This is a genomic window from Pseudomonas sp. MIS38 (assembly GCF_019891575.1).
In the GTDB taxonomy this organism is placed as follows: domain Bacteria; phylum Pseudomonadota; class Gammaproteobacteria; order Pseudomonadales; family Pseudomonadaceae; genus Aquipseudomonas; species Aquipseudomonas putida_A.
The window spans coordinates 15668-31344 of the sequence record NZ_JAFLXF010000001.1 but is presented as its reverse complement, the minus strand read 5'-3'; the positions used below and the strand labels follow the sequence as shown (position 1 = coordinate 31344).

The following is a 15677-nucleotide window of genomic DNA, read 5'->3' as shown; positions in this document are numbered from 1 at the left end:
AGTGTAAGAGACTTCAATGATGCGTTTTTGCTGCCTGTGGGTTATCGGCTGGTTGTGTTTTCCCTTGATGGGCTGGGCGGCGTCTGCGCCGGCGGCGCATGCAGCGCTGTTGACGCCCGGCGAGCAGCAATGGCTGGCGCAGCACCGTGAGCTGCGTGTTGGCTTGGTATTGCAGGCGCCGTACGCGCAATACGACCGGCGCTTGCAGCGACTGTCCGGGGCTAATGTCGAATTGATGAAGGCGCTGGCCAAGACGCTGAACGTCGAGCTGAGCTGGCGCAATTTTCAGGACCTGGCGCAACTGGAAGACGCCGCCCGCGAAGGCGAAATCGACATCGCCCCGGGCCTGACCCAGACCCCGGGTGCGCTGCGCCTGTGGCTGTTTTCCGATCCTTACATGCGTGTGCCGCAACTGGTGGTCAGCGACCAGAAGAGCGGCGGCGTGGTCGAGCTGGAAAAGCTCGACAGCCTGTCCCGCGTCGCGGTGCGCATGCCTAGCGTCACGGCCGACTATTTGCGCAGCACCTATCCCCATCTGAATCTGCAAGGCGTGCCGCTGGAGCGGCAGGCGCTGCAACTGTTGTTGACTCAACAAGCGTCCTACGCCGTGATAGATGAAGCGCAACTCGGGCGGTTGTCCGCCGAACCTGAGTTCGCCGGGCTGGTCGTGGTCGGCGATATCGGCTTGCCGCAGCTGTTGCGGGTTGCCACGCGGCGCGACTGGCCGCAATTGGCCGGGATCATCGAAAGCGCCTTGCGAGCGATCCCGGCCAAGGATCTGGAGCGCCTGCACAACCAATGGCTGCAACCCAAGTACCCACGGCTGACGGAATCGCCGGGGTTTTGGCAGAACCTCAGCCTGCTGTTCGCGGTGTTGCTGCTCAGTTGCCTGGCCATCGTGGTCTGGCAACGACGCCAGCAACACAGCCTCGAACAGCGTCTGCTGGCTGCACGTGAAGACATCGCCCTGCGCGCGGCCAGCGAAGAAGCCTTGCGCCTGACCCAGTTTTCCATCGATCAAAGCACCGTCGGCATTCTCTGGGTCAACTGGGATAGCCATGTGCGCTACGCCAACCGGGCGGCGGAACACATGCTCGGTTATCCACAGGGCGCGCTGATCGAACGGCCGCTGATCGACTTCGAACCCGGCCTGCACATGGATCGCTGGCTCAACCTGTGGAAACGCGCGCGGGCCAGTGAGGAAGGGCCGCTGAGCTTTGAAACCAGTTGCGTGCGCGCTGATGGCAGCATCCTGCCGGCGGACGTCTCGCTGAGTTTTCTGCGTTTTCGCGACAGCGAGTATCTGGTGGTTTATCTCACCGACGTCACCGAGCGCCGCCGCGCCCTGGCCGCGTTGCAGGAAAGTGAAGCGCGCCTGCAGGGCATCGCCGCCAACGTTCCGGGGCTGGTGTTCCGCCTGGAGCGGGCGCCGGTGACCGGTCAGATCGATTTCGCCTACATCAGCGAGGGCAGCGAGAGTCTGGTCGGCTACGCGCCGGCCGCCATCGCCCACCGCGACATGGGCTTGCGCAGTCTGGTGCACCCGGATGACAAGGCCAGTTACCACCAGACCCAGGATCAAGCGCTGGACACTGACAGTGACTGGTCGTGGCAGGGCCGCATCCTCACTCGCCAGGGCGAACAGCGCTGGGCCGAGATCAAGGCGATCACCCGCCAACTGGAGGATGGCGCTTATGTCTGGGACGGCATCGTCTGGGACATCAGCGAAAGCAAACGTATCGAGCTGGAGCTGGCCGCCTCCCGCGAGCAACTGCGCGAATTGTCGGCGCACCTGGAAAGCGTGCGCGAAGAAGAGAAAGCGCGCATTGCCCGGGAAGTGCACGATGAGCTGGGGCAGATGCTCACGGTGCTGAAGCTGGAAACCTCGATGTGCGAACTGGCCTATGCACAACTCGACCCGGGGCTGCACGAGCGCTTGAACAGCATGAAGCGCCTGATCGCCCAGTTGTTCCAGTTGGTGCGCGATGTGGCGACGGCGTTGCGCCCGCCGATTCTCGATGCCGGGATTGCTTCAGCGATCGAGTGGCAGGCGCGACGCTTCGAGGCGCGCACGCAAATTCCGTGTCTGGTGCAGGTGCCGGACAATCTGCCGGCGCTCAGCGATGCCAAGGCGATTGGCCTGTTCCGCATCCTGCAGGAGGCGCTGACCAATGTGATGCGCCATGCTCAGGCGCATACTGTGGAGCTGACGCTGGCGCTGGAAGGCGACGAGTTGTGCCTGACGGTCAGCGATGATGGCGTAGGCTTTGTCGCTGCGGCGGATCGGCCGACGTCCTTTGGTTTGGTCGGTATGCGCGAGCGGGTGTTGATCATGGGCGGGCGGCTGGTACTGGAGAGTGAGCCGGGGGAGGGCACCAGTCTGCATGTGTGGGTGCCGGTGAATGAGGTTTGAAGGTTTGTGGTGTTTGCGCTGACGCTATCGCGAGCAGGCTCGCTCCCACAGGGTTTGGTGTGTACCTGAAATCTGGAGAAAAAATTTGATCCGTGTACTGGTAGCCGAAGACCACACCATCGTCCGTGAAGGCATCAAGCAATTGATCGGCCTGGCCAAGGATCTGCAAGTGGTGGGGGAGGCGAGCAATGGCGAGCAGTTGCTCGAAACCTTGCGCAGCGTGCCGTGTGAAGTGGTGTTGCTGGACATCTCGATGCCTGGCGTCAATGGGCTGGAGGCGATCCCACGGATTCGCGCGCTGAACAATCCGCCGGCGATTCTGGTGCTGTCGATGCACGATGAGGCGCAAATGGCCGCCCGTGCGCTCAAGGTCGGCGCCGCGGGCTATGCGACCAAGGACAGCGATCCGGCATTGCTGCTGACGGCGATTCGCAAGGTGGCGGCCGGCGGGCGCTACATCGACCCGGAACTGGCCGACCGCATGGTCTTCGAAGTCGGTCTGACCGACGCGCGTCCATTGCATTCGCTGCTGTCCGAGCGTGAGTTCTCGGTGTTCGAACGCCTGGCCCAGGGCGCCAACGTCAACGACATCGCCCAGCAACTGGCGCTGAGCAGCAAGACCATCAGCACCCACAAGGCGCGACTGATGCAGAAGCTCAACATCACCTCGCTGGCCGAGCTGGTCAAATACGCGATGGAGCACAAACTCCTCTGAGAACACCGTATTTCTAATGTGGGAGCGGGCTTGCTCGCGAATGCGGTGGGTCATCCAATCATTCATTGACTGACACACCGCATTCGCGAGCAAGCCCGCTCCCACAGGGAATCTCCATCTGGCCTGCCATTGCGGGCATATCCATTAGCGACAGGCGCTTTTGCCTGTTCTTGCAGCTTGCAGCTCATCGCTTGCCGCTGCGTTTGCCAAAACGCGCCATCCTTGTAGGGCAATCCCTACCCCCAACCTTCCATCCGGCTGAGGCGATTCTCTCCTGCGCCCCGATTTGCGTGGCTGGCGCCAGCCACTAGGCTTAATCCACAGCAGTTACCAATAACAAAGGTGTGGGTATGAGCCAGGTCGATTCAAACGCAGGGGCCAGTGACGTGCTGGTCAGCTTTCGTGGAGTGCAGAAGAGCTACGACGGCGAGAACCTGATCGTCAAAGACCTCAACCTGGACATTCGCAAAGGCGAGTTCCTGACTCTGCTCGGACCGTCCGGCTCGGGCAAGACCACCAGCCTGATGATGCTCGCCGGGTTCGAAACCCCGACCGCTGGCGAAATCCTCTTGGCCGGCCGTGCAATCAACAACGTGCCGCCGCACAAGCGTGACATCGGCATGGTGTTCCAGAACTACGCGCTGTTCCCGCACATGACCGTGGCCGAGAACCTGGCCTTTCCGCTGACCGTACGTGGCCTGAACAAGAGCGACGTCAGCGACAAGGTCAAGAAGGTCCTGAGCATGGTCCAGCTTGACGCGTTCGCTTCGCGCTATCCGGCACAACTCTCCGGCGGTCAGCAGCAGCGTGTGGCGCTGGCGCGGGCGCTGGTGTTCGAACCGCAACTGGTGCTGATGGACGAACCGCTGGGCGCACTCGACAAGCAACTGCGCGAACACATGCAGATGGAGATCAAGCACCTGCACCAGCGCCTCGGCGTGACCGTGGTCTACGTGACCCACGACCAGGGTGAAGCGCTGACCATGTCCGACCGCGTCGCCGTGTTTCATCAGGGCGAGATCCAGCAGATCGCCCCGCCGCGCACGCTTTACGAAGAACCGAAAAACACCTTCGTCGCCAACTTCATCGGCGAGAACAACCGCCTCAATGGCCGACTGCTCAGCCAGAGCGGCGAGCGTTGCGTGGTCGAGTTGGGTCGCGGCGAGAAGGTCGAGGCGCTGGCGGTCAACGTCGGCCAGACCGGCGAACCCGTGACTCTGTCGATTCGCCCGGAGCGCGTGAGCCTCAACGGTTCGAGCGACCAATGCGTCAACCGCTTCTCAGGGAGGGTGGCGGAATTCATCTATCTGGGCGACCACGTCCGGGTGCGCCTGGAAGTCTGCGGCAAGACCGACTTCTTCGTGAAACAGCCGATTGCCGAGCTCGATCCAGCGCTCGCGGTCGGCGACGTGGTACCGCTTGGCTGGCAGGTCGAGCACGTTCGCGCACTCGATCCTCTTCTAGAGGCGCACTAAGCGCCCCGGCAATACCAACACCAACCCTGCACGTGGAGAGAACAATAAATGTTGAGATCCCTGAAGTTCACCGCCCTGACCCTGGGCCTGATGGGTGCGGCCAGCGCTATGGCCGCCGGTCCCGATCTGACTGTGGTGTCGTTTGGCGGGGCGAACAAGGCGGCGCAAGTCAAAGCCTTCTACGCACCGTGGGAAGCGGCGGGCAACGGCAAGATCGTTGCCGGCGAGTACAACGGCGAAATGGCCAAGGTCAAAGCCATGGTCGACACCAAGAGCGTGTCGTGGGATCTGGTGGAAGTTGAATCGCCAGAGCTGTCCCGTGGTTGCGATGAAGACATGTTCGAACAGCTCGACCCGGCGCTGTTCGGCAAGACTGAAGACTACGTCAAAGGTGCGATTCAGCCGTGCGGCGTGGGCTTCTTCGTCTGGTCGACCGTGCTCGCGTACAACGCCGACAAGCTGAAAACCGCGCCAACCAGTTGGGCCGATTTCTGGGACACCAAGAAATTCCCGGGCAAGCGTGGCCTGCGCAAAGGCGCCAAGTACACCCTGGAATTCGCGCTGATGGCCGACGGTGTTGCACCGAAGGACGTTTATAAAGAGCTGGCGAGCAAGGGAGGACAGGATCGCGCGTTCAAGAAACTCGATGAACTCAAGCCGAGCATTCAGTGGTGGGAAGCCGGCGCGCAACCACCGCAATACCTTGCTTCCGGTGACGTGGTCATGAGCTCGGCCTACAACGGTCGCATCGCCGCCGTGCAGAAAGAATCCAACCTGAAAGTGGTGTGGAATGGCGGCATCTACGACTTCGATGCGTGGGCCATCCCGAAAGGTCTGGACGCCAAGCGCGCCGAAGCGGCGAAGAAATTCATCGCCTACTCGGTTCAGCCGCAGCAACAGAAGACCTACTCGGAAAACATCGCCTACGGCCCGGCCAACACCCAAGCCGTACCGCTGCTGAGCAAGGACGTGCTGAAAGACATGCCGACCACTCCGGAAAACATCGCCAACCAGGTGCAGATCGACGTCAGCTTCTGGGCTGATAACGGCGAGCAACTGGAGCAGCGCTTCAATTCCTGGGCTGCGAAATAACCACAGTCTGAAGGAAGACTTTGTGGCGAAGGAGCTTGTGTGGTGAGGGGATTTATCCCCGATGGGTTGCGAAGCAGCCCCCGAAGCCATACCCGCTCGGTGTGTCAGATAAACCGGATTCTCAGGTTTTACGACTGCTGCGCAGCCGATCGGGGATAAATCCCCTCGCCACAAAAACTCCTCTGAGACCTGTGGTGTTTCAACACAACAGAGGTGGTTCGCCACCTCTGTAACGATCAAAGATTTGCGGAGTACGTCATGGCCATCGCCGTTCCCCTGAACGAGGGCGCCAGCCCCACCTTGAAGCAGAAGCTCAAGCGCGCCGAGCGGGTCAACCGCTGGAAGGCTCAGGCGTTGATTGCGCCGCTGGTGCTGTTTCTGTTGCTGGTGTTTCTGGTGCCGATCGTGGCGCTGCTCTACAAAAGCGTCGGCAACCCGGAAGTGGTCGGCGGCATGCCGCGCACCGTGGCGGCCATCGCCAGTTGGGACGGCCGTGGCCTGCCCGCTGAACCGGTGTACAAAGCGGCCGGCGAAGATCTCGCCGAAGCCCGCAAAAACCAGACGCTGGGCGATCTGTCCAAGCGCTTGAACATGGAGTTGGCCGGCTATCGCAGCCTGCTGACCAAAACCGCCCGGGCGCTGCCCTTCGCCAGCGAACCGGCCTCCTATAAAGAAGCCCTCGAAGCGCTCGATGAGCGTTGGGGCGATCCGGCCTACTGGCAAGCGGTCAAACGCAACACCAGCAGCATCACGCCTTACTACCTGCTGGCGGCGGTGGATCACCGTATCGATGATCTCGGCGAACTGGCCCCGGCCACCCCGGATCAGGCGATCTACCTCGACATCTTCGCCCGCACGTTCTGGATGGGCCTGATCATCACCGTGATCTGTCTGTTCCTCGCCTATCCACTGGCCTACCTGCTGGCGAACCTGCCATCGCGGCAGAGCAACCTGCTGATGATTCTGGTGCTGTTGCCGTTCTGGACCTCGATTCTGGTGCGGGTCGCGGCGTGGATCGTGTTGCTGCAATCGGGCGGGCTGATCAACAGCGCGCTGATGGCGATGGGCATCATCGATAAGCCGCTGGAGCTGGTGTTCAACCGCACCGGGGTCTACATCTCGATGGTGCACATCCTGCTGCCGTTCATGATTCTGCCGATCTACAGCGTGATGAAAGGCATCTCGCCAACCTACATGCGCGCCGCGATTTCGCTGGGTTGTCACCCGTTCGCCAGTTTCTGGCGGGTGTACTTCCCGCAGACTTATGCCGGCGTCGGTGCCGGTTGCCTGTTGGTGTTCATCCTCGCCATCGGCTACTACATCACCCCGGCGCTGCTCGGCAGCCCGAACGATCAGATGGTCAGCTACTTCGTCGCGTTCTACACCAACACCAGCATCAACTGGGGCATGGCCACTGCGCTGGGCGGCTTGTTGCTGCTGGCGACCGTGGTGCTTTATCTGATCTACAGCTGGCTGGTGGGCGCCAGTCGCCTGCGCCTGAGCTAAGGGGAATTTGAAATGCTGAGTCCTTACATGTCGCCCATCGAACGGGTGTGGTTCTACAGCTTGCGGATTCTCTGCGGCCTGATCCTGCTGTTCCTGATTCTGCCGGTGCTGGTGATCGTGCCGCTGTCGTTCAACTCCGGCAGTTTTCTGGTGTACCCACTGCAGGGCTTCTCCCTGCACTGGTATCAGGACTTCTTCGCCTCGGCGGAATGGATGCGCTCGCTGAAGAACAGCATCATCGTCGCTCCTGCGGCGACCGTGCTGGCGATGGTCTTCGGCACCCTGGCCGCCATTGGCCTGACCCGTGGCGATTTCCCCGGTAAGGCGCTGGTGATGGCGCTGGTGATTTCGCCGATGGTGGTGCCGGTGGTGATCATTGGTGTGGCGAGTTATCTGTTCTTCGCGCCGCTGGGTCTGGGCAACAGCTTCTTCTCGCTGATCGTGGTGCACGCAGTGCTGGGTGTGCCGTTCGTGATCATCACCGTGTCGGCGACGTTGCAGGGGTTCAACCACAATCTGGTGCGGGCGGCGGCCAGCCTTGGCGCTTCGCCATTGACCACGTTCCGTCGGGTGACCCTGCCGTTAATTGCGCCGGGGGTGATTTCCGGGGCGCTGTTTGCCTTTGCCACTTCGTTCGATGAAGTAGTGGTGACGCTGTTCCTCGCCGGCCCCGAGCAAGCGACCTTGCCACGGCAGATGTTCAGCGGGATCCGCGAGAACCTCAGCCCGACGATTGCGGCGGCGGCCACCTTGCTGATCGCTTTTTCGGTGATTTTGTTACTGACGCTGGAATGGCTGCGTGGCCGTAGCGAGAAACTGCGTACCGCGCAGGTCTGACGCCCAGATCAAAAGCCACCCCCTCACCCCAGCCCTCTCCCCCAAGGGGGCGAGGGGGAAAGGGAGCAGATCTTCATGCTGTTCAGAATCTGAGTTCGACTCGGTATTGCACGTCGATGGACTTCGAGAGTGCAGCTCGGTCAGTCCCCTCTCCCTCCGGGAGAGGGTTAGGGTGAGGGGCTTTTGCTCTTGATTATTCACCAACTGAATACCAGACAACCCCAAACCCTCAGCTACGCTTGTGCTCAGCTCCCACATCTATAAGAGGCTGCGCACGATGAGTCTGTCCCAGTTCAAAATTGCTCACAAACTGATCACCGGCGCCGGGGCCATCGAGCAACTGGCGGCGGAGCTCACGCGGCTGGATATCGACAACCCGCTGATCGTCACCGACGCCGCGCTGGTCAAGTCCGGCACCGTGGAGCTGGCGCTGTGCCAATTGGGCGGGCGCGAGTACGAGATTTTTGATCGGGTGCTGCCGGACCCGGAAATCGCCATCGTCGAAGATTGCATGCGCGTGTATCGCGAGGGCGGGCATGACGGCTTGATCGGTCTCGGTGGCGGCAGTGCCATCGACATCGCCAAGAGTGTCGCCGCGTATGCCGGATACCACGGCGCGCTGGAAGACCTGTTCGGCGTCGATCAGGTGCCGCGCAAAGGCCCGCCGCTGATCGCCATCCCGACCACCGCCGGCACCGGCTCGGAAGTGACTAACGTCGCCATCCTCTCCGACAAGGTCGCGCAACTGAAGAAAGGCATCGTCAGCGACTACCTGTTGCCGGACGTGGCGCTGGTCAGCCCGCAAATGACCCTGACCTGCCCGCGCAGCGTCACCGCCGCCAGTGGCGTCGATGCGCTGGTGCATGCCATCGAATCCTATCTGTCGGTCAACGCTTCGCCGATCACCGATTCGCTGGCGCTCGGCGCAATCAGGTTGATTGCCAAGTCGCTGCCCAAGGCCTATGCCAATGGCGCCAATCTGCAGGCCCGTGAGGACATGGCCACCGCCAGCCTGATGGCCGGGATGGCGTTCGGCAATGCCGGAGTCGGCGCGGTGCATGCGTTGGCCTATCCGTTGGGCGGGCGCTTCAACATCGCCCATGGCGTGAGTAACGCGTTGTTGCTGCCGTATGTCATGACCTGGAACAAGATGGCCTGCGTCGAGCGCATGCAGGATATCGCCGAAGCCATGGGGGTGAAGACCGTTCATCTGAGCGCCACCGAGGCGGCGGACAAAGCCGTGCAGGCAATGACCGAACTGTGCGCGGCGGTGGAAATTCCGGCCGGGCTGCGCAGTTTTGGCGTTCCGCAAGAGGCGATCCCGGCCATGGCCGTGGAGGCCGCGGGAATCGAGCGTCTGATGCGCAACAACCCGCGCAAGCTCAGCGCTGCGGATATCGAGAAGATCTACCGAGCGGCGTACTGATCATCGCGGTCACGGTGCGCGCACGGAAACTTGAGGTATACAATGCGCGCCATCGTGATTTAGCTCAGAAAAGGTGCGTCATGCAGCCCTTCGTAATTGCTCCGTCGATTCTCTCCGCCGACTTCGCCCGCCTCGGCGAAGAAGTGGACAATGTTCTGGCCGCCGGTGCCGACTTCGTCCACTTCGATGTCATGGACAACCACTATGTGCCGAACCTGACCATCGGCCCGATGGTTTGCGCGGCACTGCGCAAGTACGGCATCACTGCGCCGATCGACGCACACCTGATGGTCAGCCCGGTGGATCGCATTGTCGGCGACTTCATTGAGGCCGGCGCCACTTACATCACCTTCCACCCGGAAGCCACGCTGCACGTCGATCGTTCGCTGCAACTGATCCGTGAAGGCGGCTGCAAATCCGGCCTGGTGTTCAACCCGGCGACCCCGCTGGACGTGCTCAAGTACGTGATCGACAAGGTCGACATGGTCTTGCTGATGAGCGTCAACCCGGGCTTCGGCGGGCAGAAGTTCATTCCTGGCACCCTCGACAAACTGCGCGAAGCGCGGGCGATCATCGATGCCTCGGGGCGTGACATCCGTCTGGAAATCGACGGCGGGGTCAACGTCAACAATATCCGTGAAATCGCGGCCGCTGGCGCTGACACCTTTGTGGCCGGTTCGGCGATCTTCAATGCACCGAACTATCAGGAAGTCATCGACAAGATGCGTTCCGAACTGGCGCTGGCGCGCCCATGAGCGGTTTTGAGCAGCTGTTCCCGGGGCAACTGCCACGGTTGGTGATGTTCGATCTGGATGGCACGTTGATCGACTCGGTTCCCGACCTGGCGGCGGCGGTGGACACCATGCTGCTCTCCCTCGGCCGCAAGCCTGCCGGTATCGAGGCGGTACGCGAGTGGGTCGGCAATGGCGCACCGGTGCTGGTGCGCCGGGCGCTGGCCGGTGGCATCGATCATTCGGCGGTGGATGACGTCGAGGCCGAGCACGCGCTGGAAGTGTTCATGGAGGCCTATGGCGCCAGTCATGAGCTGACCGTGGTCTATCCCGGCGTACGCGACACTCTCAAATGGCTGCACAAACAGGGCGTGGCCATGGCATTGATCACCAACAAGCCGGAGCGTTTTGTCGCGCCGCTGCTGGATCAGATGAAGATCGGCCGCTACTTCAAGTGGATCATCGGTGGCGATACGCTACCGCAAAAGAAACCCGACCCGGCGGCACTGTTCTTCGTGATGAAAATGGCCAACATCCCGGCCTCGCAATCGCTGTTCGTCGGCGATTCGCGCAGCGACGTGCTGGCGGCGAAAGCGGCGGGGGTCAAGTGCGTGGCGCTGAGCTACGGCTACAACCACGGTCGACCGATTGCCGAGGAATCCCCGGCACTGGTGATCGACGATCTGCGCAAGCTAATTCCCGGTTGCCTCGGTACAGCCGCTGAGATAACGTTGCCCGACGCTTCTCAATCCCATTCTGGAAACGCCATCGTGGTGGTCACCCGCAAACTCTGGATGAAAGTCATCAAGGCCCTGGCCCGCTGGCGTTGGCGCGCCTGACTGATGCCTGGCCGGCTTGCCGGCGCGTTTGCACACCTGACTGATTTGCCCCTCACACCACGAGGCACCCCATGATCCGCGAAGAATTCCTGCGCCTGGCCGCTGACGGCTACAACCGCATTCCGTTGGCCTGCGAAACCCTGGCCGACTTCGACACCCCGCTGTCGATCTACCTGAAACTGGCCGACCAGCCAAACTCCTACCTGCTCGAATCGGTGCAGGGTGGCGAGAAATGGGGCCGTTACTCGATCATCGGCCTGCCGTGCCGCACCGTGCTGCGGGTGCACGACCATCACGTGAGCATCACCGTCGATGGCGTCGAGACCGAAAGCCATGACGTCGAAGACCCGCTGGCTTTCGTCGAAACCTTCAAGGCCCGCTACAACGTGCCGACCATCGCCGGTCTGCCGCGTTTCAACGGTGGCCTGGTCGGTTACTTCGGTTATGACTGTGTGCGTTATGTCGAGAAGCGTCTGGGCAAATGCCCGAACCCGGACCCACTGGGCGTGCCGGACATTCTGCTGATGGTTTCCGATGCAGTGGTGGTGTTCGACAACCTCGCCGGCAAGATGCACGCGATTGTCCTCGCCGATCCGGCGCAAGCCGATGCTTACGAGCAAGGCCAGGCGCAATTGCAGGCACTGCTGGAGAAACTGCGCCAGCCGATTACCCCGCGCCGTGGCCTGGATTTCAGCAAGCAACAAGCGGCTGATCCGCTGTTCCGCTCCAGTTTCACCCAGAGCGACTACGAAAAAGCCGTCGACACCATCAAGGAATACATCCTCGCGGGCGATTGCATGCAGGTCGTGCCGTCGCAGCGCATGTCGATCGACTTCAAGGCTGCGCCGATCGATCTGTACCGCGCCCTGCGTTGCTTCAACCCGACGCCGTACATGTACTTCTTCAACTTCGGCGACTTCCACGTCGTCGGCAGTTCGCCGGAAGTGCTGGTGCGGGTCGAAGACAACCTGATCACCGTGCGCCCGATTGCCGGCACTCGTCCACGCGGAGCCACCGAAGAGGCGGATCTGGCGCTGGAAGAGGATCTGCTGTCGGACGACAAGGAGATCGCCGAGCACTTGATGCTGATCGACCTTGGTCGTAACGACACTGGCCGGGTTTCGGAAATCGGCTCGGTGAAACTCACCGAGAAAATGGTCATCGAGCGCTATTCCAACGTGATGCACATCGTCTCCAACGTCACCGGCCAGTTGAAGGCCGGGCTGACCGCGATGGACGCGCTGCGGGCGATTCTGCCGGCGGGCACCTTGTCCGGCGCACCGAAGATCCGTGCGATGGAAATCATCGACGAACTGGAGCCAGTCAAGCGTGGCGTGTATGGCGGTGCGGTCGGTTACTTTGCCTGGAACGGCAACATGGACACAGCGATTGCGATTCGTACCGCGGTGATCAAGAACGGCGAACTGCACGTGCAGGCCGGTGGCGGCATCGTTGCCGACTCGGTGCCGGCGCTGGAGTGGGAAGAAACCCTGAACAAACGCCGCGCGATGTTCCGCGCCGTGGCCCTGGCTGAGCAGACCCCGGAAAGCTGAGTCCACACAATCCCCCTGTGGGAGCGGGCTTGCTCGCGAATACGGGCTGGCATTCAAAATGGATGTCGGCTGATACACCGCTTTCGCGAGCAAGCCCGCTCCCACATTGTGTTGTGATCAGCCATAAAAAAACGCGGCGCCTGTGAGGGCGCCGCGTTTTTTATGCCAGCAGATCAGAAATCGAGACTGACCCCGACGTTCACCCCCTGCTGGGTAAAGTCATCATCCTTGCGCACGTTGTAGCTGGCGCGCAACGCCAAATCCTGCGTGAGCTTATGGCTCACGCCCAGGTTCAGGCGATTGAGGTTGGTCTGCGGCTCGTAGCCTTCGAGCGTGAAACGGTTGCCCGGCAGGCTGTTGAGGTTGATGGTCAGATCCTGGCGGTCGTCGTTGTACTCACGTTCGTGAGCGAACTCACCGAACACTTCAGTCTGCGCGGTGATCTGGTACTTGCCCTGGATACCCACGCCCAGACGCCGCGAGTTGCGCGACTGGTCATCGAAGGTCAGCGCTGTGGAATCCGCGCCTTTTTCCGAGTAGCCATCGACTTCGGTCTTGCCAAAGTCGGCGCTGACGAACGGCGACAGGTGCCACGGGCTGCTGGCCTGCTGCGCGATGTCGTAGCCGAGGCGGCCGCTGATCGCCAGCACGTAACCGTCGGTATCGCCTTTCTCTCCGCGCTCGTTGACCCCAAGCTGGAATTTACGCTTGAGGCTGTCGTAGTCGAGTTTGCCGGCGGTCATCGCCAGATCGCCCCACCAGCGGTTTTGCTGATACTGGGCGAACGCGGTGCCCATGTAGGAGTTGAGTTTGTATTCGGAGTCTGCGTCGCCGGCTTCGAGTTTCTGGTGGTAGAGACCCGCGGCCAGACCGACCCGCCAGGCTTCGTTGACGCGATAGCTGCCGCCGATGTTCAGGTTGTAGCCGTTGCCGTCGGCACTGGCGGCGCTGTGTTGGCCGTCGAAGTCCTGATGTTGACCGCCGCCGGCAACGATGGCGCGCCATTGGCCCACGGCTTGCCAGTTTTCCCAATCGGCCAGCCATTGATTGCGCAGTTCATCCTGATGCGCGCGCAACGAACCCTGGGCCATTTCCGGCAGCAGGGTCAGCTCCCAAGGGGCGGCGAGCAGCGAGTAGGCGTAGTCGGCAATCAAGCGCTGGCCGGCTTCGGTCGGGTGCACTGCGTCGTTGTAGATCAGCTTGGTCGGATCCGGCGTAGCGCTGTTGATGCCGTATCGGGCGTTCTCGGTGCAACTGTTGCCGCTGAAGCAGGTGGCCGTCAGGTTCTGGTCGGTCGCGAGGCCGAACTGCGCCGGGTTGGCGAACGCTTCTTTGAGCAGCACCGGGATGTTCAGCGGGATGATTTCGGCGTTGATGCCCTGCAACTGCTTGACCAGCTCGGTGTTGAACTGGGCGCTGAGCTGCGAGGTGAAACCCTGCAGCGGCGAGCCGTTGATGGCCGGGGTCAGGCCGATGTCCGGCAGCAGCCAGACCATGATGTATTTGGCGCCGGCGCCTTGCAGCGTGCGGGCGCTGTCGGCCAGGCGATCGGCTGCGGCGCTGGCCTGATCGAGACTGAGTACGCGGCCTTGAAGGAAATCGTTGCCGCCCCCCGACAGGTAATACAGCGCGTTCGGGTCGGCACGGAAGCCGTTCGACGGCAGGTAACCGCTGCGGGTGCGTTCGCCGGTGGCGGACTGGGTGGTGATCGAGTCGAGGATCTGGTCGGTACGGTAACCGCCCACCGCCCAGTTGTTGCCATCGGCCAGACCTTCACCGGCGCGCACGGCCGAGGACGAGGAGGCGGTCTGGTCGGGGCTGAAACCGAGTTTGCCGCCGATGATCTGGGTGGCGTTGAGGTCACGGTTTTCTCCGGTGCCGTCCTTGTACAGCGGGCCGGTGCGGTTGGTGTAGCGCTGCGTGGCGCCGGCCGGGCCGCCGCTGTCCTTGAAGGTCCCGGCATCGTTCAGGCTGTCGCCGAAGACGATGAAGTTGGAGTAGGGCGCGGGTGCTGCGTACGCCTGGGCGCAAGCCATGGCGAGCAGGCAACCGGCGAGCGGTACAAACAACGTCTGTTTGATCATGAGCAAGTCCGTTTATTTATTGTTGTAGGTGAACGAAACGACAGTACCAAAAACTCCCGGCGTTTTGCCATCGGTCGCGAAGCCTCCCTTAGTTTTGTCCCCCGTCAGCCCCGCCATATTGCACGCTCCGTCCAGCTAAGTTACTGTGCCGGAACGTATGAACGAGACCTTCCCCGTGTTGATCGTCAGCAAACTTCTGGATCAAGTCATCAAGGCACACGCCCGTTGGCGTTGGCGCGCCTGAATCTTTTCTGCCGGCCCGGCCGGATCTGTATCGCTTTGCCTTCCTTACCCGTTTGAAATGCCGCTGTGCCGACGCCACCTGCGCGTCCGACATCGTGCAGCGCCCTGCGGGCAAGTCATTCGAAGGCTGTCTTCAAGTCAGAATTCAAGAGGTTCGAAACGCCATGTTGCTGATGATCGACAACTACGACTCCTTTACTTACAACGTTGTGCAGTACCTCGGCGAGCTGGGTGCCGAGGTCAAAGTCGTGCGCAACGACGAACTGACCGTCGCCGAAATCGAAGCGCTCAACCCCGAGCGCATCGTGGTCTCGCCAGGCCCGTGCACGCCGACCGAAGCCGGCATTTCCATCGAAGCCATCAAGCATTTCGCCGGCAAATTGCCGATCCTCGGCGTCTGCCTCGGCCATCAATCGATTGGCCAAGCGTTCGGCGGCGATGTCGTGCGTGCCCGTCAGGTGATGCACGGTAAGACTAGCCCGGTATTCCATGAGGACAAGGGCGTTTTTGCCGGTCTGAATCATCCGCTGACGGTTACCCGCTACCACTCGCTGATCGTCAAGCACGATACTTTGCCCGAGTGCCTGGAACTGACCGCGTGGACGCAGCACGATGATGGTTCAGTCGACGAAATCATGGGCCTGCGGCACAAGACCCTGAACATTGAGGGCGTACAGTTCCACCCTGAGTCGATCCTGACCGAGCAGGGCCATGAACTGTTTGCCAACTTCCTCAAACAAACCGGCGGCACGCGCTAAGGACT

12 protein-coding genes are annotated in these 15677 nt (G+C 61.6%); 11 read left to right on the top strand and 1 reads right to left on the bottom strand.

Annotation, left to right across the window (positions count from 1 at the left end):
* The first annotated feature begins 16 nt into the window (after positions 1–16).
* The 10 genes from J1G18_RS00145 to trpE all read left to right on the top strand — a co-directional run bounded on the left by J1G18_RS00145 (position 17) and on the right by trpE (position 12587).
* Positions 17–2413, top strand: a complete 2397-nt coding sequence (locus J1G18_RS00145) for a PAS domain S-box protein (RefSeq protein ID WP_223006903.1) — start codon at positions 17–19, stop codon at positions 2411–2413.
* 85 nt (positions 2414–2498) lie between these two features.
* Positions 2499–3128, top strand: coding sequence for a response regulator transcription factor (locus J1G18_RS00140; RefSeq protein ID WP_223006902.1), 630 nt, complete (start codon positions 2499–2501; stop codon positions 3126–3128).
* 350 nt (positions 3129–3478) lie between these two features.
* The gene (locus tag J1G18_RS00135) at positions 3479–4603 is read left to right on the top strand and encodes an ABC transporter ATP-binding protein (protein WP_007966453.1); all 1125 of its coding nucleotides are present in this window, start codon (positions 3479–3481) and stop codon (positions 4601–4603) included.
* Positions 4604–4651: 48 nt separating this feature from the next.
* Complete coding sequence (locus J1G18_RS00130) at positions 4652–5695, top strand: ABC transporter substrate-binding protein (RefSeq protein ID WP_027610727.1); 1044 nt, start codon at positions 4652–4654, stop codon at positions 5693–5695.
* Between the two features lie 258 nt (positions 5696–5953).
* Positions 5954–7201 carry an ABC transporter permease gene (locus tag J1G18_RS00125; RefSeq protein ID WP_098965898.1) on the top strand — a complete coding sequence of 416 codons (1248 nt, stop codon included), beginning with the start codon at positions 5954–5956 and terminating at the stop codon, positions 7199–7201.
* A gap of 12 nt (positions 7202–7213) precedes the next feature.
* Positions 7214–8038 carry an ABC transporter permease gene (locus J1G18_RS00120; protein ID WP_041070101.1) on the top strand — a complete coding sequence of 275 codons (825 nt, stop codon included), beginning with the start codon at positions 7214–7216 and terminating at the stop codon, positions 8036–8038.
* Between the two features lie 277 nt (positions 8039–8315).
* Positions 8316–9464 (top strand): iron-containing alcohol dehydrogenase, encoded by a 1149-nt coding sequence (locus J1G18_RS00115; protein WP_098965896.1) that lies wholly within the window; start codon positions 8316–8318, stop codon positions 9462–9464.
* A gap of 80 nt (positions 9465–9544) precedes the next feature.
* Positions 9545–10219 (top strand): ribulose-phosphate 3-epimerase, encoded by a 675-nt coding sequence (gene rpe, locus J1G18_RS00110; protein WP_003228808.1) that lies wholly within the window; start codon positions 9545–9547, stop codon positions 10217–10219.
* Entirely contained in the window at positions 10216–11034 is an 819-nt protein-coding gene (locus tag J1G18_RS00105) for a phosphoglycolate phosphatase (protein WP_047296963.1), read from the top strand. Before rpe ends, J1G18_RS00105 begins: the two co-directional genes overlap by 4 nt.
* A 71-nt stretch (positions 11035–11105) precedes the next feature.
* On the top strand, positions 11106–12587 hold the full coding sequence (gene trpE, locus J1G18_RS00100) for an anthranilate synthase component I (RefSeq protein ID WP_098965895.1): 1482 nt from the start codon (positions 11106–11108) through the stop codon (positions 12585–12587).
* A 173-nt stretch (positions 12588–12760) separates the two neighbouring features.
* Here trpE and estP read toward each other — a convergent pair whose 3' ends face one another.
* Complete coding sequence (estP, locus tag J1G18_RS00095) at positions 12761–14671, bottom strand: esterase EstP (RefSeq protein ID WP_223006901.1); 1911 nt, start codon at positions 14669–14671, stop codon at positions 12761–12763.
* A gap of 407 nt (positions 14672–15078) precedes the next feature.
* Between estP and J1G18_RS00090 the strand changes: the two genes are divergently transcribed.
* Positions 15079–15672: an aminodeoxychorismate/anthranilate synthase component II gene (locus tag J1G18_RS00090; protein WP_047596412.1), complete on the top strand. Its 594-nt coding sequence runs from the start codon at positions 15079–15081 to the stop codon at positions 15670–15672.
* The last annotated feature ends 5 nt before the right edge of the window (positions 15673–15677 follow it).